The 26,152-nt window shown below is 56.4% G+C and carries 23 protein-coding genes; 15 read left to right on the forward strand and 8 right to left on the reverse strand.

Translation table 11 applies throughout. The features are described from left to right. Nucleotides 1-5 precede the first annotated feature (5 nt). The 9 genes from H8K04_04770 (at nt 6) to aepY (ending at nt 9,550) form a co-directional block, all read left to right on the forward strand. Nucleotides 6-800 (forward strand): DUF3108 domain-containing protein, encoded by a 795-nt coding sequence (locus H8K04_04770; GenBank protein ID UVT16871.1) that lies wholly within the window; start codon nt 6-8, stop codon nt 798-800. Between the two features lie 48 nt (nt 801-848). Further along, nucleotides 849-1,853 carry a class 1 fructose-bisphosphatase gene (gene fbp, locus H8K04_04775; protein UVT16872.1) on the forward strand — a complete coding sequence of 335 codons (1,005 nt, stop codon included), beginning with the start codon at nt 849-851 and terminating at the stop codon, nt 1,851-1,853. Between the two features lie 42 nt (nt 1,854-1,895). Further along, entirely contained in the window at nt 1,896-2,819 is a 924-nt protein-coding gene (locus H8K04_04780) for a class I fructose-bisphosphate aldolase (GenBank protein UVT16873.1), read from the forward strand. A 37-nt stretch (nt 2,820-2,856) separates the two neighbouring features. Further along, nucleotides 2,857-4,407, forward strand: a complete 1,551-nt coding sequence (locus H8K04_04785; GenBank protein UVT16874.1) for a DegQ family serine endoprotease — start codon at nt 2,857-2,859, stop codon at nt 4,405-4,407. Between the two features lie 99 nt (nt 4,408-4,506). Further along, entirely contained in the window at nt 4,507-5,226 is a 720-nt protein-coding gene (gene ispD / locus H8K04_04790) for a 2-C-methyl-D-erythritol 4-phosphate cytidylyltransferase (protein ID UVT16875.1), read from the forward strand. Beyond that, on the forward strand, nt 5,223-5,708 hold the full coding sequence (locus H8K04_04795; protein ID UVT16876.1) for a 2-C-methyl-D-erythritol 2,4-cyclodiphosphate synthase: 486 nt from the start codon (nt 5,223-5,225) through the stop codon (nt 5,706-5,708). Before ispD ends, H8K04_04795 begins: the two co-directional genes overlap by 4 nt. Before the next feature lie 19 nt (nt 5,709-5,727). Beyond that, nucleotides 5,728-6,375, forward strand: coding sequence for a serine O-acetyltransferase (gene cysE / locus H8K04_04800; GenBank protein UVT16877.1), 648 nt, complete (start codon nt 5,728-5,730; stop codon nt 6,373-6,375). Between the two features lie 285 nt (nt 6,376-6,660). Continuing rightward, on the forward strand, nt 6,661-8,295 hold the full coding sequence (aepX, locus tag H8K04_04805; protein UVT16878.1) for a phosphoenolpyruvate mutase: 1,635 nt from the start codon (nt 6,661-6,663) through the stop codon (nt 8,293-8,295). 121 nt (nt 8,296-8,416) lie between these two features. After that, the gene (aepY, locus tag H8K04_04810; protein UVT16879.1) at nt 8,417-9,550 is read left to right on the forward strand and encodes a phosphonopyruvate decarboxylase; all 1,134 of its coding nucleotides are present in this window, start codon (nt 8,417-8,419) and stop codon (nt 9,548-9,550) included. Nucleotides 9,551-9,687: 137 nt separating this feature from the next. Here the strand turns inward: aepY and truA are convergent, their stop codons facing one another. Both truA and H8K04_04820 read right to left on the reverse strand, forming a co-directional pair. Continuing rightward, on the reverse strand, nt 9,688-10,425 hold the full coding sequence (gene truA / locus H8K04_04815) for a tRNA pseudouridine(38-40) synthase TruA (GenBank protein UVT16880.1): 738 nt from the start codon (nt 10,423-10,425) through the stop codon (nt 9,688-9,690). 30 nt (nt 10,426-10,455) lie between these two features. Continuing rightward, nucleotides 10,456-11,739 (reverse strand): N-acetylmuramoyl-L-alanine amidase, encoded by a 1,284-nt coding sequence (locus H8K04_04820; GenBank protein ID UVT16881.1) that lies wholly within the window; start codon nt 11,737-11,739, stop codon nt 10,456-10,458. Between the two features lie 126 nt (nt 11,740-11,865). On the opposite strand from H8K04_04820, the gene H8K04_04825 reads away from it, so the two are divergent. Further along, nucleotides 11,866-12,387 carry an NYN domain-containing protein gene (locus H8K04_04825; protein UVT16882.1) on the forward strand — a complete coding sequence of 174 codons (522 nt, stop codon included), beginning with the start codon at nt 11,866-11,868 and terminating at the stop codon, nt 12,385-12,387. On the opposite strand, the gene H8K04_04830 is transcribed toward H8K04_04825, so the two are convergent. After that, nucleotides 12,374-13,147 (reverse strand): TatD family hydrolase, encoded by a 774-nt coding sequence (locus tag H8K04_04830; protein UVT16883.1) that lies wholly within the window; start codon nt 13,145-13,147, stop codon nt 12,374-12,376. The two genes, H8K04_04825 and H8K04_04830, sit on opposite strands and share 14 nt — an antisense overlap. 182 nt (nt 13,148-13,329) lie before the next feature. Then, entirely contained in the window at nt 13,330-14,391 is a 1,062-nt protein-coding gene (locus H8K04_04835; GenBank protein UVT16884.1) for a 3-deoxy-7-phosphoheptulonate synthase, read from the reverse strand. Between the two features lie 612 nt (nt 14,392-15,003). Between H8K04_04835 and H8K04_04840 the strand changes: the two genes are divergently transcribed. The 3 genes from H8K04_04840 (at nt 15,004) to H8K04_04850 (ending at nt 18,567) form a co-directional block, all read left to right on the forward strand. Continuing rightward, a complete protein-coding gene (locus tag H8K04_04840) occupies nt 15,004-17,415 on the forward strand; it encodes a TonB-dependent receptor (GenBank protein UVT16885.1) in 2,412 nt (803 codons plus the stop codon). A 14-nt stretch (nt 17,416-17,429) separates the two neighbouring features. Next, complete coding sequence (locus H8K04_04845; GenBank protein ID UVT16886.1) at nt 17,430-17,891, forward strand: energy transducer TonB; 462 nt, start codon at nt 17,430-17,432, stop codon at nt 17,889-17,891. Between the two features lie 91 nt (nt 17,892-17,982). Then, nucleotides 17,983-18,567, forward strand: a complete 585-nt coding sequence (locus H8K04_04850) for a phosphatase PAP2 family protein (protein UVT16887.1) — start codon at nt 17,983-17,985, stop codon at nt 18,565-18,567. 2 nt (nt 18,568-18,569) lie between these two features. On the opposite strand, the gene H8K04_04855 is transcribed toward H8K04_04850, so the two are convergent. The 4 genes from H8K04_04855 to H8K04_04870 form a co-directional block, all read right to left on the reverse strand. Beyond that, nucleotides 18,570-19,538: a GTP-binding protein gene (locus H8K04_04855; GenBank protein UVT16888.1), complete on the reverse strand. Its 969-nt coding sequence runs from the start codon at nt 19,536-19,538 to the stop codon at nt 18,570-18,572. A 97-nt stretch (nt 19,539-19,635) separates the two neighbouring features. Then, nucleotides 19,636-20,514 carry a hypothetical protein gene (locus H8K04_04860; GenBank protein UVT16889.1) on the reverse strand — a complete coding sequence of 293 codons (879 nt, stop codon included), beginning with the start codon at nt 20,512-20,514 and terminating at the stop codon, nt 19,636-19,638. A gap of 258 nt (nt 20,515-20,772) precedes the next feature. Continuing rightward, on the reverse strand, nt 20,773-22,407 hold the full coding sequence (locus tag H8K04_04865) for a B12-binding domain-containing radical SAM protein (GenBank protein ID UVT16890.1): 1,635 nt from the start codon (nt 22,405-22,407) through the stop codon (nt 20,773-20,775). Nucleotides 22,408-22,632: 225 nt separating this feature from the next. Next, nucleotides 22,633-23,997: a DUF2254 domain-containing protein gene (locus H8K04_04870; protein ID UVT16891.1), complete on the reverse strand. Its 1,365-nt coding sequence runs from the start codon at nt 23,995-23,997 to the stop codon at nt 22,633-22,635. A gap of 282 nt (nt 23,998-24,279) precedes the next feature. Here H8K04_04870 and H8K04_04875 point away from each other — a divergent pair, with 282 nt between their 5' ends. Both H8K04_04875 and H8K04_04880 read left to right on the forward strand, forming a co-directional pair. Further along, nucleotides 24,280-25,380, forward strand: a complete 1,101-nt coding sequence (locus H8K04_04875; GenBank protein ID UVT16892.1) for a sensor histidine kinase — start codon at nt 24,280-24,282, stop codon at nt 25,378-25,380. Continuing rightward, nucleotides 25,377-26,024: a response regulator transcription factor gene (locus tag H8K04_04880; GenBank protein ID UVT16893.1), complete on the forward strand. Its 648-nt coding sequence runs from the start codon at nt 25,377-25,379 to the stop codon at nt 26,022-26,024. The genes H8K04_04875 and H8K04_04880 overlap by 4 nt, the downstream gene beginning before the upstream one ends. The last annotated feature ends 128 nt before the right edge of the window (nt 26,025-26,152 follow it).

The following is a 26,152-nucleotide window of genomic DNA, read 5'->3' on the forward strand; positions in this document are numbered from 1 at the left end:
CGTCAATGCAGAATGGCGGTACTCTCCGCATGTGCCGTTATGCCGCGATGGCAACCGCTGTGTTGGCCTTGTCATTCTCAGCCGATTCCATCGGAGCAGACCCTCAGGGTAAAGCCAATCGCCCGTTTCAGGTTGGAGAACGGCTGACCTATGAGGTGTCCTGGCTCAATATTACCGCGGCGATCGCCGTGATGGAAGTGGCGCGGATGGAAGGAACGAAGGAGCAAACGGTCGCCAAGTTGGTGGGCACGGCGCAATCGACACCGCTCATCACGAAGTTTTTCCCCGTCGATAATCGTGTCGAGTCGGAACTGGACCTGCAGGCGCTCGTACCGGAACACATGACGTTCCGCCGACGCGAAGGAAAAAAGAAAGAGGATATCGAGTACAGATTCCATCAAAAGGAAGGGATGGTCACGGCGGTCAGGGGAGGCACCACCGAGTCGCTGCCCATTCCGGCCGGCACTCAAGATATCATTTCATGCTTGTACTATACGCGTACGGTGTTGCCGCCGACACCGGGTGCCTCACTGAAAATGAACGTGTATCATGACAAGAAGAATCGACCTGTGGAGGTGCGCGTAGAGGGTCTTGAGACTATTGAAGGGTCGTGGGGGAAGGCGGAGACCGTGCGGGTGCTGGTCATCATGCCGTTCCATGGCCTCTTCATGAATCAGGGGAACATCCGTGTTTGGGTCACGACTGATGAGCACAGGACTCCGCTCCGCATGAAAGCGAAGGTCACGCTGGGGTCAATCGTGGCGGATCTGGTGGATGGGAAACCGGCTCCGCAAAGCTGATATCGGTTGTTGTTCGCGCGGGTCAAACTCGCTATACTGAGCGGCATCATGAGAGAATTTCCCCTTACTTTAAGCCGGTTTATCATTCAAAATCAGGAGTCGCACCAAGGCGCGACGGAAGAATTCTCAAGCCTGTTGACCCGGATCGGTCTCGTCGGCAAGCTCATTGCGCAAGATCTCAGGCGAGCCGGCCTGATCAACATTCTTGGCACGACGGGCGACACGAACGTGCAGGGGGAAGTGGTCAAGAAGCTGGACGCCATCGCCAATGACGACTTCGTCAAAGTCTTCCAGCATAGCGGATATGTTTGTGCCCTGGCCTCGGAAGAAATGGAAAAGCCGATTTCGCTGCCGGGCAATTGGCCGCAGGGCAAGTACATGCTGCTCTTCGATCCGCTCGATGGCTCCTCCAATACGGACAACAATATGCCGCTCGGCGCCATTTTTTCCGTGCTCAAGTACGGCCGGTCCGATCATTTGCCCGCTGAAGAGGAATTACTGCGCCGAGGGACCGAACAAGTCGCGGCCGGGTATCTGCTGTACGGGTCGAGTACCATGCTGGTCTATACGGTCGGACAAGGCGTGTACGGCTTTACGCTTGAACCGGGGATTGGCGAATATCTGCTGTCACATGCGCGGATCAGCATTCCAGACAAAGGCAAGGTCTACGCGGCCAACGAGGGAAACTATAACAAGTGGTCGGAAGGAACGAAAAAGTATCTGGATTTCCTCAAGGCCAGCGATAAGGCGACCAGTCGTCCGTACAGTGCCCGGTATTCGGGCTGTTTGGTGGCCGACGTGCACCGCTTGTTGCTCGGAGGAGGAATCTATCTCTATCCGGGCGAACTCGATAAACCCGAAGGGAAACTCCGGCTTCTGTATGAGGCGAATCCGTTGGCGTTTGTCGTCGAGCAGGCGGGTGGAAAAGCCTCGACGGGAACATCGAGAATACTGGAAGTGGAACCCAAGAAGCTCCACCAACGCGTGCCGCTGATCATCGGCAGCCGTTACGATGTCGAGCAGGCGGAAGCGTATATTCAAGGGAGAGCCTAATTACTCATGTATGTGTTACTGTGATGTTGGCGGGAGGAAATCATGGGAGATCGAGTTCAAGAAATTCTGAGTTGGTATGGCAGCGATAACGTCGGAACAAAAACCAATATCGCCCGCTTGCTTCGATCCGGCAAACTAGCCGGAAGCGGCAAACTGGTGATCCTGCCGGTTGATCAAGGATTCGAGCATGGTCCGGCGCGGAGCTTCGCGCCGAACCCGCCCGGCTATGATCCGCACTATCATTTTCAGCTGGCGATCGATGCGGGGTGTAACGCTTATGCCGCGCCGTTAGGTTTTCTCGAGGCCGCAGCCAATCAATTTGCGGGGCAGATTCCCCTCATCCTCAAGCTGAACAATCACGATGTGCTGCATGACGAGAAGGATCCGCTGCCGTCGGTCACCGGCAGTGTGAAGGATGCGCTTCGTTTGGGGTGTTCTGCGGTGGGGTTTACGATCTATCCCGGGTCGGCTCACTGCAACGCCATGTATGAGCAACTGCGGGCGATCGCCGAGGAAGCCAAGGAAAGCGGTCTGGCCGTTGTGGTCTGGTCGTATCCGCGCGGGTCCGCGTTGAGCAAAGAGGGTGAAACGGCGATGGATGTCGTGGCCTACGCGGCGCAAATTGCGGCGCAACTCGGAGCGCATGTGATCAAGGTCAAGCTTCCGACCGCGCATCTCGAACAGTCTGCGGCAAAAAAAGTGTACGAGGCCGAACAGATACCGATCAAGACGCTGGCGGAACGAGTCAGGCACGTGGTGCAGAGTTCCTTTAATAGCCGGCGGATTGTGATCTTTTCCGGCGGGGCGAAAAGCGAGGATAAAAACGTCTTTGACGAAGCGCGGGCGATTCGCGATGGAGGCGGATTCGGCAGCATCATCGGTCGGAATTCATTCCAACGCCCGAAAGCGGAAGCGATTAAGTTTCTCCAGACCATCATGGGAATCTATGCCGGCGAGATTCAATAAGCACTGATCCGGCCAAAAAAAGAGCAGATCAGCTATTATGGACCAGTTGGATCTCGGACAGAAGCCGCCTCAGAAGACCAGAAGTTGGGTCGTTGCAGCCACTTTGTTGACTGCCGGGATGATCATCGGTTTTGTCGTGGCCTCGGACCTCGGTTGGCTGCCGACGGGTCACGCCATACCGGATACCCCGTCTCCGGCTGCTCCTCCGCCGGTCGCCAGACCGGTATCGACCGCTCCTCAGCCTGCACTAGGTGGGAGCGGACAAACATTTGTCGACATTGCCAAGTCTGTGAAGCCCGCGGTCGTGAATATCTATGCCACCAAAAGCGGGCGTTCTGAGGGATCAGGCACAACGCCGTTCGACGACCCGTTGTTTCGAAAGTTTTTCGGCGATGAGTTTTTTCGGCGATTCGAGCATCCGAAAGAACGCAAAGAGCGGGGGCTTGGATCCGGCGTCATCGTAGAGTCAAACGGGCTGATCATCACCAACAATCATGTCGTCGGCAAAGCGGATGACATTCGAGTCACGCTGTCGGACAAGCGTGAGTTCAAGGCGAAGCTGATCGGCACCGATCCGAAAACCGATGTGGCCGTTGTGAAGATCGACGCGACGGGGCTTCCCACCGTACTCTGGGCGGATTCAGATAAACTGGAGGTCGGGGAGTTCGTTCTTGCCGTGGGAAATCCGTTTGGCCTGACACAGACCGTGACGTTAGGGATTGTTAGTGCCTTAGGGCGAGCCGCGGGAATTGCCGAGTACGAAGATTTCATCCAGACGGATGCGGCCATCAATCCGGGAAACTCCGGCGGGGCGTTGGTCAATGTGCGGGGAGAGCTGGTGGGCATCAACACGGCGATTTTCAGTCAGAGCGGCGGCAACATGGGGATCGGGTTTGCCGTACCGAGCAATATGGCCCAAGCCATCATGGGGCAGCTCGTGCAGACCGGAAAAGTCGTCCGTGGTTGGCTTGGGGTCTCCATTCAAGAGCTGACGCCTGAATTGGCCTCCCAGTTCGGGGTTGGTGACACCAAAGGCGTGTTGGTCAGTGACGTCATGGACGACAGCCCGGCTAAAAAGTCAGGATTCGAACGCGCCGATGTCATCATCGAGTATGACGGCAAACCGATGGATTCGCCGACACACCTGCGTAATGCCGTGGCTCAGACTCCCGTGGGGAAAAAGGTAACCATCAAGTTTATTCGTGACAAGAAGCCGAGAACCGTCGACCTCACCATCGTTGAACAGCCCAAGTCAATGTCGCAAAATGGCGATGACGACGGGGGAGAATCGGCCACGCCGACGGGGGTGTTGTCCAGTCTTGACGTTCGCGACCTGACTGAAGAATTGGCAGGCCGATATGGGCTGAAGCCGAATGATCGAGGTGTCGTGATTGTTCGGGTCAAGCCCGGGAGTACGGCTGAAGAATTAGGGGTTCGAGAAGGCGATATCGTACTCGAAGTGAATCGTCAAGCCGTGACGTCGGTGAAGGTCTTTGAACGGATCGCCGGTAAACTGCCGAAGGATCAAGCCGTGTTGCTGTTGTTGAAACGGCAGGGTAGGACGATCTATCTCACACTTCGTCCATGAGGCGCCCTGAAGTCAGCAAGATGGAAGGGACCGACGCCGGGGTTTCGCCGACGACCGATAGTTCCTCCCACAATGAGCACGCTAGCCCGGACTTGATCCGTGAGTAATCGCACCGCGGCTCTCGTCCCTGCCGCCGGACGCGGGCTTCGCATGGGCGGCCCTGTGCCGAAACAATTCCTGTCGCTCGGCGGGGAACCTCTTATCCTCCATTCTCTCCGTGTCCTTCAAGCCTCTTCAGCCATCGATGAAATCATCCTAGCTGTTCCCGCAACCGAGATGGACTATTGCCTCACGCAGATTGTGGCACAGCATCACTTCACCAAAGTGACAAAAGTAGTGCCTGGAGGAAAGGAGCGGCAGGATTCAGTGCGGCATGCGCTCGAGGAAGTGCACGACGATGTCGCGGTGGTGCTGGTCCATGATGCCGTACGCCCGTTTCTTACCGAGCGGATGGTGGAAGAAGTGGTGCGGAAGGCGCGGGCTAAGGGAGCAGCGATCATTGCTCTGCCGATGAAAGATACGGTCAAGCAGGTGGGCATGGACCATGTGATCAAACGGACACTCGATCGGGAGACCCTATGGCTGGCTCAGACCCCGCAAGCCTTCCGGCGAGATTGGTTGTTGGCAGCCCATCGGAAGGCTCATGGTGAGGGAGTTCGCGCGACGGATGACGCTTATTTGATGGAGTGGTGCGGCTATCCTGTGTCTGTGGTGGAGGGGAGCGGAGAAAATATCAAAGTGACGAGGCCGGAAGATATGGCGATCGGCGAAGCAATCTTGTCGTCACGCCGATCGGACAGCATGAAAGGATCGACATGAAAAGAGGCTTTCGTATCGGCTATGGCTACGACGTCCACCCACTCGGACCGGGCCGTAAATTGATTCTTGGGGGAATTGAAATTCCGCACACGAAAGGATTGCTCGGCCATTCCGATTCCGATGTGCTGGTGCATGCGGTCTGCGATGCGTTGTTGGGCGCGATGGGAGAAGGAGATCTCGGGCGGCACTACCCGAGTTCAGACCCCAAGTACAAGGGGATCTCGAGCTTGAAACTGTTGGAAGATGTCATGGCGAAGCTGAAGGCCAAGGGGTATCAGGTGGGAAACATCGACACCGTGATTGTGGCCCAGGCTCCGCGGCTCGGCCCGCATCTGGCGGCGATGCAGAAGACAATGGCGGAGACTGCGGACATCGATCCTGCCCTGATCAATGTGAAGGTCAAGAGCGGGGAAGGATTAGATGCGGTCGGGCACGAAGAGGGAATGATCGCTCACGCTGCATGTTTGATCGAGCCGGTCTGACGTCGTACGCTACTCAGTCGTGTTGACGAAGATCAAACAAGACCTCCAGGCGATTTTTGATCGGGATCCCGCGGCAACCAGCAAGCTGGAGGTGGTCCTGACCTATGCCGGGTTTCATGCCCTCCTGGCCTACCGCTTCTCCCACTGGCTGAAATCACATGATGTTCCGATTCTGCCGCGTGTTGTTTCGCAGTTCGCCCGTTGGGTGACCGGTGTTGAGATACATCCTTCCGCCAAGATCGGGACCGGTTTTTTCATCGACCACGGGATGGGAGTCGTGATCGGGGAAACGGCCGAAATCGGCGATTATGTGACGCTCTTTCAAGGAGTGACGTTGGGCGGCACGGGCAAGGAGCGGGGGAAACGCCATCCCACTCTGGGCAATCACGTCGTGGTCGGGGCCGGTGCCAAGATCCTTGGCGGCATTACGATCGGCGATAACGTGAAAATCGGCGCAAATTCCGTCGTGCTGAAGCATGTCGCGGCCAATTCAACCGTGATCGGCGTGCCCGCCCGTGTCATTAAGACCCAGGGGACGCGTTTACCAGATGCGACCATGGATCAGGTCAATCTGTCCGATCCGATTTTTGACCGGCTGATCGCCCTTGAACGCGAATTGATCGAGCTCCGCAAGAAGCTCGAAAACCCGGACAAGCCGCGTCCCTAGGTTTCTTCACTCGACCTCTTCGTTTTCTCCTCGCCCGCCGCTTGAGTGCACTCATTTTCTCCGATTCTTTAGGCCGGCAGTCCCAATCCCGCCGGCCGATCTTCCAATTACCTTCCATTAGCCCCAGCTTCTCGTCTGTACACTTCACCGTTCTAATTCATCACCGTTCTCCGGACTGAAGGTAGGAAGATTTCTCCCGGGGAAATAGGGTATTCTCTCCGGCGAGCCATTAAGTATAGCGGCAGCCGTATCGAACAGTATCGGCAGGAATAAGGAAGGGAACTCATGAGTTCAACACCAGGCAGCACACCGGCGCGCCAATTTAAGAAGCTCCTGATGTCCGAGCAGTTGGAATTCATCTGTGAAGCCCACAATGGTCTGAGCGCAAAAATAGTTCAAGAAGCCGGCTTCCGAGGTATTTGGGCCAGCGGCCTTTCCATCTCGGCGCAATTCGGTGTCCGCGACAACAACGAAGCCAGTTGGACCCAAGTCCTGGACAATCTGGAATTCATGTCCGATGCGACGACGATTCCGATTCTTCTCGACGGCGATACCGGATACGGCAACTTCAATAACATGCAGCGTCTCGTCCGTAAACTGGAGCAGCGCCGTATTGCCGCGGTCTGTATCGAGGACAAGCTTTTCCCCAAGACGAATAGCTTTATCAAGGGGGACGCCCAACCGATGGCGGACATGCAAGAGTTTTGCGGCAAGATCAAGGCAGGCAAAGATGCCCAGACCGATCCGGACTTTTCCATCATTGCCCGGGTGGAAGCATTTATCTGCGGCTGGGGGCTGGCGGAAGCTTTGCGGCGAGCCGAGGCCTATCGGCAGGCAGGTGCCGACGGCATCCTCATTCATAGTGCGTTATCGGTACCGGATGAGATCCTGTCGTTCAAACAAGAATGGGGAAACCGATGCCCGGTCGTGATCGTGCCCACCAAATACTACGCCACGCCCACCGATGTGTTTCGGCAGCATGGATTTTCCATGGTGATTTGGGCCAATCACATGCTGCGGGCCGCGGTGGCCGCCATGCAGAAAACGGCGAGGATTTTAAAAGAACAAGAACATCTCCTCTCCATTGAAGACAAGGTCGTGCCGGTTTCAGAAATCTTTCGCCTGCAAAATGCTGCGGAATTACAGGATGCTGAAGACCGATACCTTCCCCGCGGCGCCGAAAACACGTCCGCCGTCGTGCTGGCCGCCTCCCGCGGGGAGGAACTCCGGGAGTTGACGGAACATCAGCCCAAGACGATGGTGAACATTCAGGGCGCGCCGATTCTGTCTCACATCGTGGAGGCGTACAACGCCGTGGGGATCAAAGACATCACGGTCGTGCGCGGGTATAAAAAGGAAGCGGTGACCCTGCCGAACTTGACCTATCTCGACAACGATGACTTTGCTGAAACCGGTGAACTGGATTCCCTGGACAAAGCTCTCCGGGCGCGGAAAGGCCTGGCCAAGGACCTGATCGTTTCGTACGGTGACGTGCTGTTCAATAAATACATCCCTCAGGCGCTCTGTCAGGAAAAAGAAGACTTTGTGATCTTCGTGGATAGCGATTGGCAGAACCAAAGCAGCTATGCTCGCTTGGGCGGTTTTGCCGAATGCTCTTTGCCCAATTCAAAGAAGGCCTTTAACGCGAAGATCTATCTCAAGCAATTGGGAGATACGGTTCCGAGAGAACACACTCATGGAGTCTGGATGGGTTTTCTGAAAACTTCTCCTGCTGGAGCCGTCCAGTTACAAACGATTCTGACCGCAATGCTGGCCGATCCCGTCAATCGCAAAGCCGGCATCCCCCATCTGTTGCAAGAACTGCTAAGGCGTCAGCATCCGATTCGCGTGCTGTATACGGTCGGCCACTGGCTTGATATCAACAGTCTCGATGACGTGGTTCAAGCAGGTAATTTTTGACTTCTGCGCGCGTTTTACGCGCGCGCACTCATCTCGTCATGATGGGGTCGCCGCCGGGTAATTCGGGATCGCCCCACTTGCAACGTATTCGTACTCAATCGTTCTCTATGGAGAAGAGTCCATGCTGAACCCACAGGAATTTATTGAATGTCTGAAAGAGAATGGCGTTGAGTTTTTTACGGGAGTGCCGGATTCCCTGCTTAAAGATTTGTGTGCCTGCATCGCTCATACGAGTCGAACCGATCGGCACATCATCGCCGCGAATGAAGGCGGAGCCGTGGCTTTGGCACTGGGGTACCACTTGGCAACACGGAACATTCCCCTCGTCTATCTACAGAACTCCGGGTTGGGCAACGTCATCAATCCCCTTTTATCACTGGTTGATGAAGAGGTGTATTCGATTCCTATGCTGTTCGTCATTGGCTGGCGTGGCGAACCGGGGTTTCACGATGAGCCTCAACACAAAAAGCAGGGTCGAGTGATGCGTCCCATGCTTGAGGCCATGGAGATTCCCGTTTCCGTGTTGGGGCCGGAATTGGATCATGCGGCCACGATCGTGAAAGACGCACTTACCTATGTCCGAAAGACCAGCGGCCCCTATGCCCTCATCATCAAGCAAGGTACCTTTGGCACCTTTGTTGCGCCGCGGACTGAGAAAACGGAGTTCCCACTCACTCGGGAAGAGGCGATCCAGCAGGTGATCGATGCCCTGGAGCAGCGAGATGTGGTTATCTCTACCACTGGCATGCCTTCTCGGGAAGTGTACGAATACAGAAGCAAAAGGGGTGACGGCCATCAGCGCGATTTCTTAACGGTTGGCGGCATGGGACATGCTTCTCAAATCGCGCTTGGCATTGCGCTTCAAAGACCTGAGCGCTCCGTCTATTGTCTCGATGGAGACGGCGCGCTTCTGATGCACATGGGGGCTCTGGCGCTCAATGGAACGCTCAAGCCCAGAAATTTTAAGCATATTATTCTGAACAATGGCGCCCATGATTCGGTCGGTGGTCAGCCGACAGTGGCACGGGATATTGATATTCTGGGCATTGCTCGTGCCTCTGCCTACGAACAGGTCCTGAGGGCTCAAACGAAGCAGGAACTCCAGTCGTGTCTGGAAGAGCTGAAACGCGCAATTGGTCCGAGCCTACTGGAAGTCTGCGTACGCCGCGGAGCGAGGAAGGATTTGGGCAGACCGGCCACCACGCCGGTTCAGAACAAGAACGCCTTCATGGAGTTTATCGAGCGCAACGGTTAGCGAATACGCGAAGCTGGACGTAGGTTAAGTGCTACATGTGGTCCTCGTGGAGGGTATGGTCTTGCATTGAGGCTGAATTCAACGCGATTCAGCACGTAGCGACCCGCTTTCAACGATTCCTCTGCATCTTTGAAGCATCAATCATAATCGACTCGCACCAAAAATAGCCCCTGTGGGGGAGCCGTTTTGCCGGCAGCCGAGCGGTCACGAGCCGCAAGAATGGTTTTGAGGCTGTCCGCCGGACGTTTGTGTGTGCCGACTTCCACAAGGGTTCCGACGAGCGATCGGACCATTTGCTTCAAGAACCGGTCGGCGTAGGCTTCGATCCGCAATCCTTCACCCTCTCGAAAGACGGTGAATCGTTGAAGATGACACATGGGGTCGTCGTTTTCTGTCGGCTGTGTCTGGAACGAAGAAAAATCGTGTGAGCCGATCAGGTAGAGGCCGGCCTTATTCATCGCCGCGTCATCGAGAGGGCGATGGACGTGCCAACGATAGTCTCGTTCAACCGCCGGACGCTCCGAGCGATTCACAATGCGGTACTCATAGAGTTTGCCCTTTGCCGAATGTCTCGCATGGAATGAGTCCGGCATGAGCATGACTGACCGCACTGCAATGCTCTCCGGCAGGTGGGCATTTAAGGCCCTGCTCCATCCACGAGGCGTCATGTCTCGGTCGATACGGAAGCTTGCTGCCTGCCCCAGCGCATGAACTCCGGCGTCGGTACGTCCGGCGCCGATCACCGGTACTTTGGATTGAGTGACACCGAAGATGGCCGTTTCGACGGCTTCTTGAATCGTCGGCTGGCCGGGCTGGCGTTGCCACCCTGCGTAGGCCGTGCCGTCATACTCGAGGATGAGTTTTATGGTGGGCATGAAACCCGGAGCTCGCGACCAAGGAAATGATCATCGGATATCCGATCTATTGCTGGCGAGGAACGAGACAATGCCCTGATAGAGCGATTGGGCGACATCTCTGACGAATACCGGCTTCTGGAGGAGGTCTTCTTCAGTAGGGTTCGAGATATAGGCAATCTCGGCCAAGATACTGGGCATACTCGTAAATCTCAATACGTAAAAAGGGGCTGTCTTGACGCCATGGTCGTTGACGGCGTAGTGCCCGTTCATTTGAGCGACCATCGCCTCTTTCGCGTTCCAGGCGAGCTCCAACGATTCTTCGATCTTCTTGGTGGTCAGCAGATCCGCGACGAGATATTCCCATCCGACTCCGGTGTTGCTGATGGGCGTGCCGTTCTCTCGTGCCGCCACTTCCAAGGCCCGCTGATCCTTGGCCTCTCCGAAATGATAGATTTCAATGCCTTTGACGGAACGCGAGGGATGCGAATTCACATGGATGGACACGAATAAATCGGCCTCGTGGCTATTGGCAAACTTGGCCCGGTCTCCCAGCTCGACGAAGACATCACGGTCACGTGTCATCATCACGCGCATGCCCGGTTGCTTGCTCAAAAGCTCCCGGAGTTGAAGTCCCACTTTCAGTGTGATGTCTTTTTCTTCCGTTCGCCGAAGACCGCGTGCTCCGGGGTCCTTTCCCCCATGTCCGGGGTCTATCACAATTGTGGTGTAGTCTTTGGCAGGAGGCGCAATGGGCTGAGGGGCCGGAGGGATTGAACGTGAAGGTATCTCACGTATTCCGTTTGGAGAGGCGGCACCCTGGTCTATGGCGGGGGTGACATCGACAACCAAGCGGGGAGGATCGGAAAGCGCGAACTGCTTATACGTCCGAAATGATGTGGTCGGGAGGGACACGGCGACGATATGTGGAGTCAGTTGGCTCACCATAAAGAGAGAAGGGACTGTACCATCAGCGGCCTTGGTCAGCGCCGGTTGACTTAACGAGGCATTGGACAGCGCAATAACCACACGACTCGGATTGTCCTCTCGTTGCTCGACGACCTTGGTGTGGCGATCTAAATCCATCACAAGTCTGGTTTTGCCTGGGCTGGTCATCACCCGGAGGTTTCGGACAGTGACAGGAGCGAGGGATGCAGGCGTTGCCCCCACACGGGGCTTTTTCGACTTCGTCGCCGCCTGAGGACGATGATGGTCAGGGGATTCACCCCAGGCCGGTTGGATCAGAACGGCATGTGCGGAAATAAGGAAGATCCCGCAGAATAAAAGGTGGATAACGGGCTTGACTGAAAGCAGCCGTGGTTCTCGTGCTTGCATACGCCCTTTTCAGGCAATGAGGATGTGAGACTATTCTCAGATGTCCGTCGCCTTGTCAAGAAATACGCCAGTTAGTAATGCGGAACCCGCATTGACTGTTCCATCATCTCCGCGGTAGCGTGAAAGATGCCCACCCATTTGATCGTCGACGGATATAATCTTCTGGGAGTTGGCGGAACGCGTTCCGGACATCTGGAATCGGCCCGCGAATCGTTATTGCGGGATCTCGCGGCCTATCGTCACCGCAAGAATCATCATATTACCGTTGTGTTCGATGGCTGGCAGCAGAGCCGATCGACGGAGGAGCGGGAACATCGCGCCGGTGTACAGGTGATCTATTCGAAACGAGGAGAGCGGGCGGATCAGGTGATCCAACGGTTGGCGCGGGAATATGGAGTCGGCTGCGCGGTCGTCAGTTCCGACCATGAGATCGTGAATGCGGCCAGAGCGCATGGGGCCTTCGTCATGGAAGCTCGGGAGTTTGCGGGGAAACTTCGAGGATTGACGGCTTCGATCGGCATCGTGCCGTACAAGGAACTTGATGCCGGAGACGGCGAACACTCAAGGCGCGGACCGGAAAAGAAGGGGAATCCCCGGAAGCTTCCAAAGTCCCAAAGGCAGCGCGACCGTCAGCTCAGGCGATTTTGAACAGCTGTTTCGCATTGTCGCTGGTCTGCTTGGAGATTTGTTCCAACGACAGAGATGGGGCATGCAGGGACGCCAACTGTTGTGCGACCAGGGTCACGTAGGCCGGTTCGTTGCGCTTTCCGCGATGGGGGACGGGGGTGAGATACGGGCAGTCGGTTTCGATGAGTACGCGATCCAGCGGCGTTTGCCGGGCGATCTCGCGGAGTGCCGTTGCGTTTTGAAACGTCAGGATTCCAGAAAACGAAAGGTGGAAACCCAGATCCAGCGCCTCTTTAGCCAGCCAGCTATCCCCGGAAAAACAGTGAAACACCCCGCCGACCTCTGACGCTCGCTCCTCCTTCAAAATCGCGATCGTATCCTCCTGCGCCTCTCTCGTGTGAATGATCACGGGCAGCTTGAGTTCGCGCGCAAGCTGAATCTGTTCGCGGAACCGTTCACGCTGTTCCTTGGGAGAAGAATGATTGTAGTGATAGTCGAGCCCGATCTCTCCATAGGCCACGACCTTGCCGCTCTGCGCCAAACGGCGGAATTCATCGTACCAATTGTCCTCGATATGTTTGACCTCATGGGGATGAACCCCGACTGAGGCATACACGAAGGGAAAGCGATCGGCCAGTACGGCGGCAGATTGGCTGGTTGTGAGATCACAGCCGATGGTGATGAACATCGCGACTCCGGCCTCGCGCGCGCGGCCAATCATGGCTTCACGGTCGTCGTTGTAGCGGGCGTCGTCGAGATGTGTATGTGTGTCGATCAACATCGGCGCATCCTACCATGGTAGTGAAATCCAGGATACCCAAGTGTTCTACAATCGGTTTGTCCAGAGCGTGTCGAAGAGATATGGTCGGTGCGATGGTTCAACATCCCTATGATTCACCGGTTACCGACTCACACGGTCATCGTTGTCGAAGTGTACGGGTTCGATGGTCGGGAGGATAGGAATCAGGAGACCGGCTTAGGAATGATTGCGGTCGCGAGCTCATGCAACAGATGTTCTGTTTCGCCCCAGCCAAGGCAGGCATCGGTAATGGAAACACCGTGAAGAAGGGCGACGCCTTCTTTCCACGCCTGTCTACCGGGGTTCAAGTTGCTTTCGAGCATCAGCCCCATGATGCTTTGGCGGCCTTCCCGGAATTGCCGCAACACCTCATGGGCGACAAAGCCTTGACGGGTATGGTCCTTCTTGGAATTGTCGTGTGAGCAATCGATCATGATCGGGCGGGCGATGCCTTCTTCTGCGACGGCAGCCTCTGCCTTGGCGACATGCTCGGCTTCGTAATTGGTTCTTCCGCCTCCACCGCGCAACACGATGTGGCGGTCAGGGTTACCCATCGTCTTGATGATCGCGGTTTGGCCGTCGGCGTTGATACCGACGAAATGATGTGGAATACGGGCGGAACTCATTGCGTTGATGGCGACTTGCATGCTGCCCTCGGTCCCATTCTTAAACCCGACCGGCATGGACACGCCGCTGGCCATTTCCCGATGGGTTTGGCTCTCTGTGGTGCGGGCGCCGATCGCCGCCCAACTGATCAAGTCGGCGACGTATTGCGGGCTGATGGGATCCAGCAATTCCGTCCCGCAGGGGAGGCCCAACTGATTGATCCTGAGGAGAATCGCTCTCGCCAATTCCACCCCCGTCGCAATGTCACAGGTCCCATCGAGGTGAGGGTCATTGATAAGGCCTTTCCACCCGACGGTGGTCCGGGGCTTTTCAAAATAGGTTCGCATGACGATGAGGAAGCGATCGCGCAGCGCATCGGCAACGGGCTTTAGTTTGGCGGCATATTCATAGGCGGCATCAGGGTCATGAATGGAACAGGGACCCACGATGACCAGCAGCCGATCACGATCTTGCCCATGGAGAATTCGGCGAATCGCTTCTCGGGTTTCGACGACCAGGGCTCCTGCTTGATCGGTAATGGGCAGTTTTGTCTTGACGGCACGGGGGGAGGGGAGTGCCTTGATTTCGATAACGTGCTGGTTGTCGATCGGTCTATTCATGAATTCCACGCACCTTGTTTTGGCCCTTGGTCGACTCTACCCTGAAAGGGGACGAATCTAACGAATAATAGCAGAAAAGTCCATACTGCCTAACTAAGCGGCCGATCAGAGAGAATTGGGGCCTGGAGCGAGGAGTTCTTGCAATTTCAAGCATGGGTTCTTATTCTATGGCCATGCGGGCGATGATAGCTGGAACTACACGTTTCTCTCCGTTCCTCCGTCTGGGAGTCGCGCTGGGGATGATCTGCATCATGCTGGGCATGGCGCCTTTTGCCATGGCCCAGGACGTTCATCATGAGCTGGCCGCAGCTGATTCGGATGGTCACGAACATTCGGACACCGACATTTGTCAGTGGGTTCAGCACCATACGGCCGGCTCAGTCGATTGTGATGTTCCTCGGTTAGCTCTTTGCGAATCGGTCCAACAGCGGGAGCTTCCGTCCGAAACTATTCTGCTGTCGGCAGCCCCTTTGCTAGTCGGTCCTTCCCGCGCTCCTCCCCGTTTGTAACCGTCGCGTCAGTCTCCGGATAGGATAATAGGCTGCTCGCTATGGGGCATGCCTGATTCCGTCCCATATTCCCACGATCGTCGCGTTGTGACTGAGGAGGGGCATGATGTACCCGGTGGTGAGATGTGTACTGTGCGCAGGGTTTGCCATAGGAATGGCCTGGTGTAACTGTTCAGACATTTATGCGGCGGATCATGATGAGTCCTTGGTCATTAAGGGAGTGGTCCAAAATCAGGATCTCCGCCGAGTGCCCCAGGCAGTGGTCGAGGTGAAGAATCAAGAGGGGGACACGGTATCCTCCGGGGTCTCGAACGATGCCGGCGAGTTCAAAGTCTCTGTCATAGCGGGCGGCACCTATTCCGTCAGCGCCGTTCAAGAAACCTATCGAAGTGAATATGTCGTGCTGACGCTAGGTGACGAGCCACCAAAAGCTGTGACGCTCACCCTCTCACAAACTACGGAAGTGTCGCTTGAAGTGGTATCGCCGCTGCCCCCCATTCAGGCCAAAGCATCGAGTGAGACCTATTCGCTCAGCCGAAGAGAAATCGATGTCCTCCCGCGCGGGAACAACATCAATCTGGAGGATCTGTTGGTGACGATTCCAAGTGCAACCTATGGATCCTTGAAACAAGTCCATATCCGACAGGACCATGCCAATCTTCAATTCCGCATCGACGGGGTACCGATTCCGGACACGGTCTCTTCGACGTTTTCGGATGTGATTACGCCCAGAGCCTGGGAGCGGGCGGATATCGTGCTGGGTGGCATGGAGGCAAATGTGGGAAACAAGGCGACGGCGCTGCTCGATATCACAACCAAGAGCGGGACGAAGCCGGGATTCGGGTCGGTTCAAATGTTCGGAGGGTCGAACAACACCATCAATCCGTCCATCGAGTATGGAGGAAGTATCGGTCAGAAGTTCCGTTACTACTTCCTGAACAGCCATACGGCGACGAATCGGGGAATCGAGCCACCGACCCTCGGTCATTCTATCTTTCACGGGCAGAGCGAGCGGAACCAAACGATGTTTCGCGGTGATTATCAGCACGATAACAACAATAACTTCACGTTCCTATTCTTGAACTCCGTCGCCAAGTATCAGATTCCCACGCAGCCGGGCCAGGCGCTGAATCCCACCATCGTCGGTCTGCTACCCGGAGGGTTGACCCCCGTGCCGTCGGAAATGGTGGATGAGAATCAGAAAGAGAACAATCAGTACGGCCACGTGGTCTGGAGACACGACATCAACACCCGTAACTTTTTCAGCATGGCCGGGTATTTCCGCCGCACGAGGGCCACGTTCAGGACCGATCCGTTCAATGTCTTGTCGTATGTGCCGGACGAAACTGAACCCTTCTCGGCGGGCAGCCAGGATCGCACCGGTTATTCCGGCGGTGCGCGCTTCGATTACAGCTTTGTCCATAGCAAGGAGCATTTGATCAAGGTTGGATTCCAGATCGATCGCACGCAGGCGATCAATAAGACGAGGCTGTTTACGTTTCTCGATGACGGGTTGGGCGGTCCAATCGGAGGTGTCATCAATGTCAATGCCGACAACCGGCTGATCGGTTGGCGCCAGGAGTTCTGGATTCAGGATCAATGGACTCCGAACGAGCACTGGACCTTCAACGTGGGCGTCCGCGGGGATGCCGTGCAGTACCAGCGAGACGAAGGACAGATCAGCCCGCGGATCGGCGTCACGTATCGATACAACCCTGCCCACGCGTTTCATGCCTTCTATGGCCGGCTCTTTACTCCTCCGAATCTTGAGGCGATTTCCTTCGCCAAGCTGAATACGGCGGGAACGAAAGCGGCTCCGGAGGATACGACCAACAATCAGCCTCGCGCCGAGCGCGCCCATTATTTTCAGATCGGCAGCTCCCATGCCTTGACGGATTGGGCGACTCTGCAACTCACCGGCTACTACAAGTTGGCCAACTTCCTTTCGGATGCCGGCCAGTTTGGCACGACGCCCTTGTTGAATTATTTTGCCTTTGAGCGAGGCTGGACCAGGGGCGCCGATGCGGCGCTCAAGGTGTGGTTCATGGAGAATCTGTCGGGCCGCGGGAACATCGCCTGGGGACAGTGTAAAGGGTACGGGCTGCAATCCGGCCATTTCTTATTGGAGGCGGCCGAGATTGCGGATATCAATACCTCCAGTGGAATCCATTGTGATCACCAACAGACGTTGACCGCTTCGGGCGTGCTGAGTTATCGATTGCTCGAGCGAACGACGATCACCGGGCAGGTGTTGTTCGCATCGGGACTTCGAACGGCGGAGGAAGGTGGAAAGACCAATTCGACTCATAGCCCGTCCTACACCGTTTATAACTTTTCGATCGCTCATGTCATTCCGTTGCCCTGGGATGGGCAGAAGCTACTGCTCGGGTTCGATATCGTGAATGCCCTGGATCAAAAGTATTTGATCAATCAAGGGGAAGGTAGTATCGGCCTCGGGGTCTCTCATGCCGGGATGCCGCGGTCCTTCTTCTTCCGAGGGCAATGGTTCTTCTGATATAAGAGGATCGTATGGATGAAATCATGACGATGCTGTGCCGCGCTGGTACACGGCTTGTGTTCTCCGGGGTGCTGTGCGTGTTCCTGGGGCCCGCCGCTGCACATGCAGCGGCGGGTGACGACGCGACCCATGAAAGCGATCACGAGGAAGACGTCCTGGAGCTGCCGGAGGTCCATGTTCATGGGCTGCCGCTCAATAAAGATCAGCAAGTGGGTCCTGTCGCCAAGTCAACGCCATGGCCCGGCATTCCTGCATCACTCGCCGGCCAAGAACTCGATGATTGGATGAAGGCACGCTTGTTGGTTTCCAAGCAGGCGAAGGTGACGGTCGTGGTGTTGGAGCCGTGCAAACATCGGGAACTCACGACTGCCGGAGTCAATGCGCTCGGCAGATGGACCTTCGATCCCCAGATGCGTGGGGATGATCCGGTTGACGGTGAGCTGACCGTCCGAATCCATTTTCGGACGCGGTGAAGGGTGGCTCTCTGACAATCGTCATTTACCTTATGGGCAGGAGAATGGTTGCCGCTTGACGCCCAATGGGTAACGCTTTATCGTCGCGTGCATGAGCATAGACGAGACTCTTTTCTTTGCGATCAACGGCTTGGCGGGCCGGTCACCGGCTGCCGATCACTTCTTCCTCCAACTGGGAAACCGGAGCCTGCTTTATGTGCCCGGAGCCTGCGCTATCGCCTATTGGATTTGGAGCAACCGGCGAGAGGCATTGTTAGGCGGACCCGTTCTGGCCGGCGCGGTCGGATTCGCTGATTTTATCGGTGGACAGCTCAAATGGGTCTTTGAGCGTGTCAGGCCATGCCGAGCGCTCGCCGAGGCGGTGAAAATCGAGCCGAGTGGCTGCGGAGGGTTATTCAGTTTTCCGTCGAACCATGCGATCAATACGGCAGCCGCCGCGGCGTTTCTGCAAACCCTCTATCCGAGATCCGGTTGGGTCACCTGGCCGATCGTGGGCCTCGTCGGATTCGCGCGCGTATATATCGGCGCGCATTATGTGACTGATGTGCTCGGCGGATGGGCGCTCGGAGGCCTTCTTGGCGCAGGAGCAGCATTTGTCCTACTTCGCTGGCCACGATTCAGAAAGAAGTTAGGATCGGTGGCCGCGCCGGTTGAGGAAGCGCACGTAAGGTCCTGAGATTATGCGGACGATGTCGGCTGCTCCACCGTCGCCAAAAGATCCGCTCGCAGACGATCGATGTCATATCCTCGGCCGATCAATACCAAGGCCGGATCCGGTTCATCCAACAAGGTGAGCGGCGCAATTGTCGCCTGCCCAGGCGGCGCATACTGGAATTCCTGCAGCTCCGGTTCATTTGCAAACCGGAAGTAGCCTTTCGCCCGTTCCAGTTCCTTCGGAATAGTTTTAATCCACGCCAAGAAGCGCCGACGAATGAGTGGACCTGGCAATGGGACCGTGGTGGCGATCGGATGGTAGGCCGCCCGTTGAGGGGAACCCGCTCGTGACTTGCTGAAAAGCACATTGGTGGGCACCGCCTGTTTCGCCGATGGATGGGGTGTCAGAAGGGCTGCGGCATCGAGCCGCGCATGGGACGTTTCCCACAGGCGGGCATAGGGATTTTGCTCGAGAATGGCGTCGCGGAACCTTTCCCAATGGCCAGGAACGTAGAGGTCCCGCTTGTTCAAGATCAGGTCGTCGGCACAGCGGATCGCTTGGGTCGTCACATAGGCGCTGGAGTGGCTTTCTTCCGTCGAAACAGGATGGAGGAGAGCAATTACCCGTTCAAGCGCAGCCAGCCGTGCCGTATAGGCATCAGTTACCGCGTCGATGACTTCGGCGGGATCGGCGAGCCCTGAACATTCCAGAATCAGAACATCCGATCCATGATCGCGTACCAGTTGCGCGATTCCCCAAGACAGGTCCTCTTTCGTGTCGCAACAGACGCAGCCTCCGGCCAGGTTCATGACCTGCTCGGCAAGTGTGCCGGCGCGAGGGCCATCGATGCTGACCGCCCCTGCCTCGTTCATCAGGACACCGGCCCGCCGTCCTTGCGCTTTCCAATATTCGAGCAAACGCATCAGCAGCGTGGTCTTACCCGCGCCAAGGGAACCGCAGAGGATGTAGAAGGGGACAGGGGCCGAAGGCATATTCCTCCAGAATCAGGCTCAAATCATTGTAGCGACTTAGGCGAAGAACATGAAGGGCGCAGTGAAACGGTTCATCGGCGGCTGCTCAGGGAGTTGGTCATCTTTGATAGCAATTCCTCGTTGGATCATCCGGGGGTGAATCGTGGGCGCAGTTCGGGCCCATGGGCCGTGGCGCCCGGACATAGCCTTCTACCGTATGGTTTTTTTCTAAGATCTCAAAATGAGACTCGTGACACGATCCTGAACATCCGGTCGTGGTCGGCAATGGGTTGTTCAAGGCCACGGATTTCCCGCCGACCGGGATAAATCGCGGATAGGATATTGTCGTTGCGCCGAACGTTAACCGTCCCTGTTGTGGCGACTGCTCGACACGGGTGGTAAATGTCGGGCGTACGCGCTCAGGTCTCAACACCGTTGCCCAGATGGGATCATCAGGGGCGACCAAGAACGCGTTGTTCCCGCGATGACATTCGGTGCACGCCACAGTCCCGAGAGCGAATCCTTGGACGGGGTCTCGGAGCGAGGATAGCTGTACCTCGGTCGCCTCGGGTGTCCACTGTGTACGCGATGAACTCGTGTCGTTTCCCCAAAAACAGGCATGCCCTGTCGTGGCGCTTTGACAGATAACCTGGAATGAGCCGCCGTTTCGTCCTATCGCGATGCAGGCGCCTCTCACGTTTGGCGAGGCGTACGACCAGACGCTTGCGGATGCTGTCTGATCGGCCGGTGCCTGCTCCGGACTATTGGGCGTCAGCAGAATGGTCTTAAGATTACCGTGGCTTTCCCATTCGGAGGAAGACTGCTTCCAATCGGGTGGGACCGGCACACCTCTCGCACGGCAGGATTCCATGTAATCGCCTTCGACCGTGACGCCCAAGATCGCTGTTTGAGTTGCACCAGGCGATCGGGAGTTCCCCGCTTCTTTCGGTGGCTCGACGAGCGAGCAGCCTGGGAGGAGAAGGCAGACCGAGGCCATGACAGATGATCTGAGAAAACTCCCAATTGTTCCAGAATGCCTGGCACTCATCTCCGCGCGTCCTATATGGCGTTATGAGTAGAGGGCCTGATTATACATCACAGAGGCTGATGTCAAGGGCTCCTTTGGCCGAATGTGTTCGACGGGCGGCCACGCGACGATCTTCGCTCGCGGTGTTGCTGCGCACATGCTTGTGATAGAAAAACTGTACCGAAGGCGTTCTGTTTTCCAACGCGGTTGCGAAGTACCGTGTCAGTCCTACCTGGTTTGGACCATCGGAAGCTCACGTGAACTTTCGGCTGCTTGCTGAATCCGCAGACGCTCGAGACGCGAGGCTTCGAACACGTTGTGGAGCATGTCATCCGCCACCTGTGTCAGCTGCGCCGCGGCATCTTTCATGTCGGCGTGCTCGACCAAACGCGAGACCACTTCGGCCTTGGTAGCACCTTTCTTCTGGCCCATGAAGGGCTTGAGGAGAAGATAGACCACGTCTCGCACCGGCATGTACCGAAAGAAGCGGCGGAGGAGCTGAAAGGTTTGGACGGGGTAATGGATGAGTTTATAGACAAAAAGTTTCTTGATTCCCGCTTGTCGCACCCGGTTGATGGTTTCACCTGAGAGACAGGTCGGATCGATTTCAGAACATTTAAAATATTTGTACCAATCCGTGGATTCGTTGACCAGCCCGCGTTTGACGTATTCCTGCCACAAGGGCGTGCCCCGATAGACACAGAGCCGGTTAAACCCGAAGGTATCGAGGGGAAGGGCGGATGCGAAATCGAAGGTGGCCTCCATATCCTCGATCGTCTCGTCCGGATTGCCCACCGTGAAAAATCCGTGCACGATCTCCACGCCGGCCTTTTTCGCATTCTTGACGGCGGTGGTGACTTGGTCCAGCGTTTGTTCCTTTTTCAAGCGATCGAGAATCTTCTGGCTGCCGCTCTCGATGCCGAACATCATGGCGCCGCAATTGGCCTTTGCCATGGCCGGAAACAGATGCTGGGCGACAGAATCCACACGCCCCTCAATGCCCCATCGGATCGACAGCTTTGCTTCCATGATCCCGTTGCAAATCGCCTCGATTCGCTTGGGCTGGAGCAGGAAATGGTCGTCCACAAAACCGACGGACTCATAGCCCAGTTCTTCCAGATACTTGAGTTCCGCGACCACATGCTGTGGGCTACGGGCTCGCCATTTCCCTTCGTTGAAGATCGGAATGTCGCAAAAAATACAGGGCCAGGGGCACCCTCGAGAGGTTTGCATGGTCGTGAACCGTCTCATCGAGAGAACCACCGGCACGTCCAACGGCATGGACTCGACATAGTCGAGTTTCAAACTCTCGCGATCCGGGAAGGGCCACTGATCCAGTTGCCGCTCCATGGACCGGTTGGGATTGTGAACGACTTGCCCGTTCTTCATCCACGTCAGACCCGCGACATCTTGCGGGTTCTCGAAGTTTGCCAGCAGGTCGAGCAGCAACTGTTCCCCGTCGCCCCGACATACATAATCAACTTCGGGGCATTGCAATTTCACCAAGGGAGCATTCAGGCTGGCGAACACACCGCCGAACGCGAGCTTCACAGCCCTATTGGTCGCGCGAATCTCCCGTGCAAGCATCTTGGCGTAGGGATAGCTCGTGGTACTGAGAAAACTGAGGCCGACGAGCGCCGGTTGCTCTCGATTGATCTGATCGATGATGACTTGGTTCGGGGTGTCGGGGTTGGCCTGATCGAACATCACACATTCGTGTCCTGCCTGCTTGATGACGGACGACAACGACATGATGCCGATGGGAGGAAACCCCATGACGCGAATATTGCCGTTCGTGGCGCGTGTTTTAGCGGGTAGCGCGTAGAACTGTGGATCGCGAACGTGGATCAGGTAAACGAGCATACCGGCCTCCCAACGTGGAATGGTTCCTACGGGCTACACTGCGAAGTGTACTGTGTCGTCGGGACAACGCCGGGTCACGTCACCCGCACCTCGGTTCCAGCCTCTTTTCAGAGAAACGAAAGAGAATTCAATCGAAGTATGCCTGGGGAGAATTTGGCAGGCTGGTCAAAATTGCTCACTTTTGGAAGAGAGATGAAGTATCCAGGAAGCTCTGGTCCACGAACCCTACAGAATCGAATCGTGTATGGAGCTGCGGGCTGACTCTGGATGGCCTGCGGCGAGCGCGCGAAGAACCTCATCCCCATACGCCAGCAAGCTCTCCACGTCGGCCGACTGTTTGATCTCACGCTTGGCTTCTTCCAACACCAACCGGATGTGTCTGGCGGCGGCTGCGCGCCGATCCTGGCTCGCGGTGCTGGTACACACGTTCTTGAGAAGCTGGATCAGGCTTCGCACGACGGTCGGCTCCTTCGCCCCGAACCGACGGATTTGTCCGGTGCTGAGCTGCAGGTAATCCGCAAAGCCCGGGAACGGAATCGCCACGCGCACCGTGCCCTGTTCGTCACGGTACAGCCCGTCGCCCAACCGTCGTCGAGCCAGAACGCAGAGGACCTCCGACAAGTGGTGCACGGCCTGGGTCGCTGTGTAGGGGTCGTTGATTGCCGAGGACAATGCTCTGTTGCCGATATCGACCAAGCGGCGGATGCCGAAGGGAATATCTTGCAGCATCGTCCGCTCGAACCCGATCTGGACCGAGTCGCGGATGGCCCTTTCAAGTTCGGGATCGGGCGACGGATGATCGGCCGATGGGTGCCAAGCCCAAGCAATCGGCGTCCCGGCGATCACGTGATGCCCCACCGATTTGACAAGCCGAATAATCAGGTCCTTCTCCGTTGCAGTGTGGACGAGCGCTTGAGGGCTGACCTCTTGAATGTATCCGGAGCAGTGGGACGGCAGGGGAATGGCCCAGGCGGGTGGATCCGGGCAGCGCTCCTCGGATTCCGGATTGCCGATCTGGTCAGGGCAGAGGTCGTCGATGACCTCCAAGGTCTCGCGCACGATCATCTTCATGATTGTGTCGATTTGAATTGACGAGGAAAGATGATGGATGAAGTAGATCAGTACGCCCAAGCTTGCCAATGCAAGTCCAAGCGATCCGGAGACGGCCAGCCGGGGCATGAACGCCGCCTCGTCGGGATTCTGGACCCCGACGGTATGCAGCCCTGCCGTGCTGTAGGCGAAGGCCCCCACGAAGACGCTCAGGACGAATTGCGTCCCGCGGTCGCGCATGAAATTTCGAAGCAACCGGGGGGAATACTGCCCCGAGGCGATCTGCAACGCGATGATCGTCAGCGCAAACACCAGCCCGGTCACCGTGATCATCGTGGACGACACGACGATCAGCATTTGCCGGGCGTCTTCAGGCCTACCCTGGAAGACCAGCCATCGTAAAGGGGAATCGTCGCCGATGGACACATGAGACAACACCGCTCCCGCAACCAGAAAAATCACGACGGACACGGTCGGCATGACCCAGAGTGCGCTGCGAAGGTGATCCCACAAAATCCGACGGCGAATACGCACGCTCATATCGCGGCCTCCGATTTGAGTGCGCTCCTACGTGATGAACGACCTGCACCTTCGAGGCTGAAGTGGACGGTGATCCCGGTAGTCCATGAAGCCGAGGCTCCAAGGTATTGATGCTGGAAGACAAACTAGCGGTATGATCAGCAACGAGTATAGCGAGATTGATCCGCACAAAGCAAAGTTCATGATCCCGCAGAGGGGGAGAAAAACTCTGTGTTTCCATGTCCGTCCTTCTTGATTGGCCGGCCATGAAGGAGGATAATCCAGGAAAGGTAGGATGAGTCCATGCCTGTCCCGCGCGTTAGAACGGGGGCGTTTGCCGCCGGTATCGCCGCATTGATCCTTGGATTGCTTATCTTCCATCTTCCCACCGAAGTTGCGAAATCTTTTCTCTCGTTATTTCCTCAACCGATATCGACAACGTTTGAGATGGAACACCTCATGTCGGCGGCACGGGAAAATGCCACCGCCCTCACGCCTCAGGCTTTGGATGAACCGTCGTGGAAGCCCTTGGTGACTCGAGTCTTCAGCATGGCGTTGATCGGGCTGCCCATTTGGTACCTTTTACAACGTCGTGAACGCGAAGAGGAACTCCAACGACGCGATGAAGGCTGGGCGGCGCGCCTGCACGCGCGCAGTGAAGAGCTGATGGCCGTCAACAACGCCCTTGTCAGCGAGGTATCGAAGCGAATTGATACCGAACAATCGCTCGAAGCCAACCGGCGGGACCTTCACGTGCTTGCCTCGCAGCTTCTTCGCCTACAGGAGGACGAGCGACGGCGAATTTCGCGCGATCTGCATGACGACATCAATCAACGGTTGGCGCTCTTGTCGATCGACATCGAAATGTTGGAACAGCAGCTCTCGCACGCTTCCGACGGGACCGTCAGAACGGTGCACGCCATTCAGACCCGCATTGTCGAGCTTTCCGAAGATGTTCGCCGCCTGGCGTATCAGTTTCACCCATCCATTCTTGACGATCTTGGTTTATCCATTGCGCTCCGACGCCTCGTGGATGATTTTCAGGCCCGTACCGGGCTTAACGCCCGGTTCGTCTGCAAAGACATACCGAAACACTTGGCGCAGGACGTTGTCACCTGTTTCTACCGCTTGGCGCAAGAAGCCTTGGCGAACATTTCCCGTCATGCCAGGGCGAACAATGTTCAGGTTGAGCTTCGGCGATTGCGAGACGGCCTTCAGCTTCTGGTGAGTGATGATGGCGTGGGATTTGACGTGAATCGTGATGAAGGCCGACGAGGAAGTCTCGGCCTATTGAGTATGAGGGAACGCGTATCCTTAGTTGCCGGAACCTTCGATATCCAATCGACACCGGGCGAGGGAACACGTGTCTGTGCGTGGGTGCCGTTGAAACAGGAGCGTGCATGAGCAAGCCTCGTGTCCTCTTGGCGGATGATCATGCATTAGTATTGGAAGGATTCAAAAAGCTGCTGGAAGAGCATTGTCAGGTCGTGGGCGCCGTAGAAGACGGTCGGTCTCTGCTGGATGCGGCGAAACGGTTGCGGCCGGATATCGTGGTGATGGATATTTCGATGCCGCAACTGAACGGTCTCGATGCGGCGCGCCGCTTGCGAAAAATAGTTCCCCAGGCTCGATTGATTTTTGTGACTGTCCATGCTGATCCGGACTATGTCAATCAAGCCTTCAAGGCCGGGGCATCAGCCTACCTGCTGAAACGGTCGGCTGGGTCCGAGCTGTCACAGGCGATAGATGCGGTGAAGAAGGGCAATTATTACGTCACTTCTTTGATTGCAAAGGATCTTGTTCAATCCGCAATTTCCGAAACGGAGCCGGATAGTGGCAGTCAGGATCGCTTGCCGGCGCGCCAGCGGGAAATCTTACAGCTAGTGGCCGAAGGCCTGACTCTGAAAGAAATCGCTTCAACGCTCGGTCTCTCTCCGAAGACGGTCGAATATCACAAGGCAAAGCTGATGGAGCAGCTTCGCCTCCATACGACGGCTGAACTGACAAAGTACGCGCTGGCCCACGGTCTCACCCCTTCATCCGAATAGCTTGAAGCTCGTTTTGATTTTTCCCCGAATTCCTGCCCATGGAATTTCCTCTCGCACTTTAGGCAAGTACCTAATGGCACATGAAACGGTGCCCTGCTAAATATTAAACGTACCCGCCGTTCTTTCAA

Origin of the sequence: Nitrospira sp., from assembly GCA_024760525.1 — a bacterium.
Lineage (GTDB): Bacteria > Nitrospirota > Nitrospiria > Nitrospirales > Nitrospiraceae > Nitrospira_D.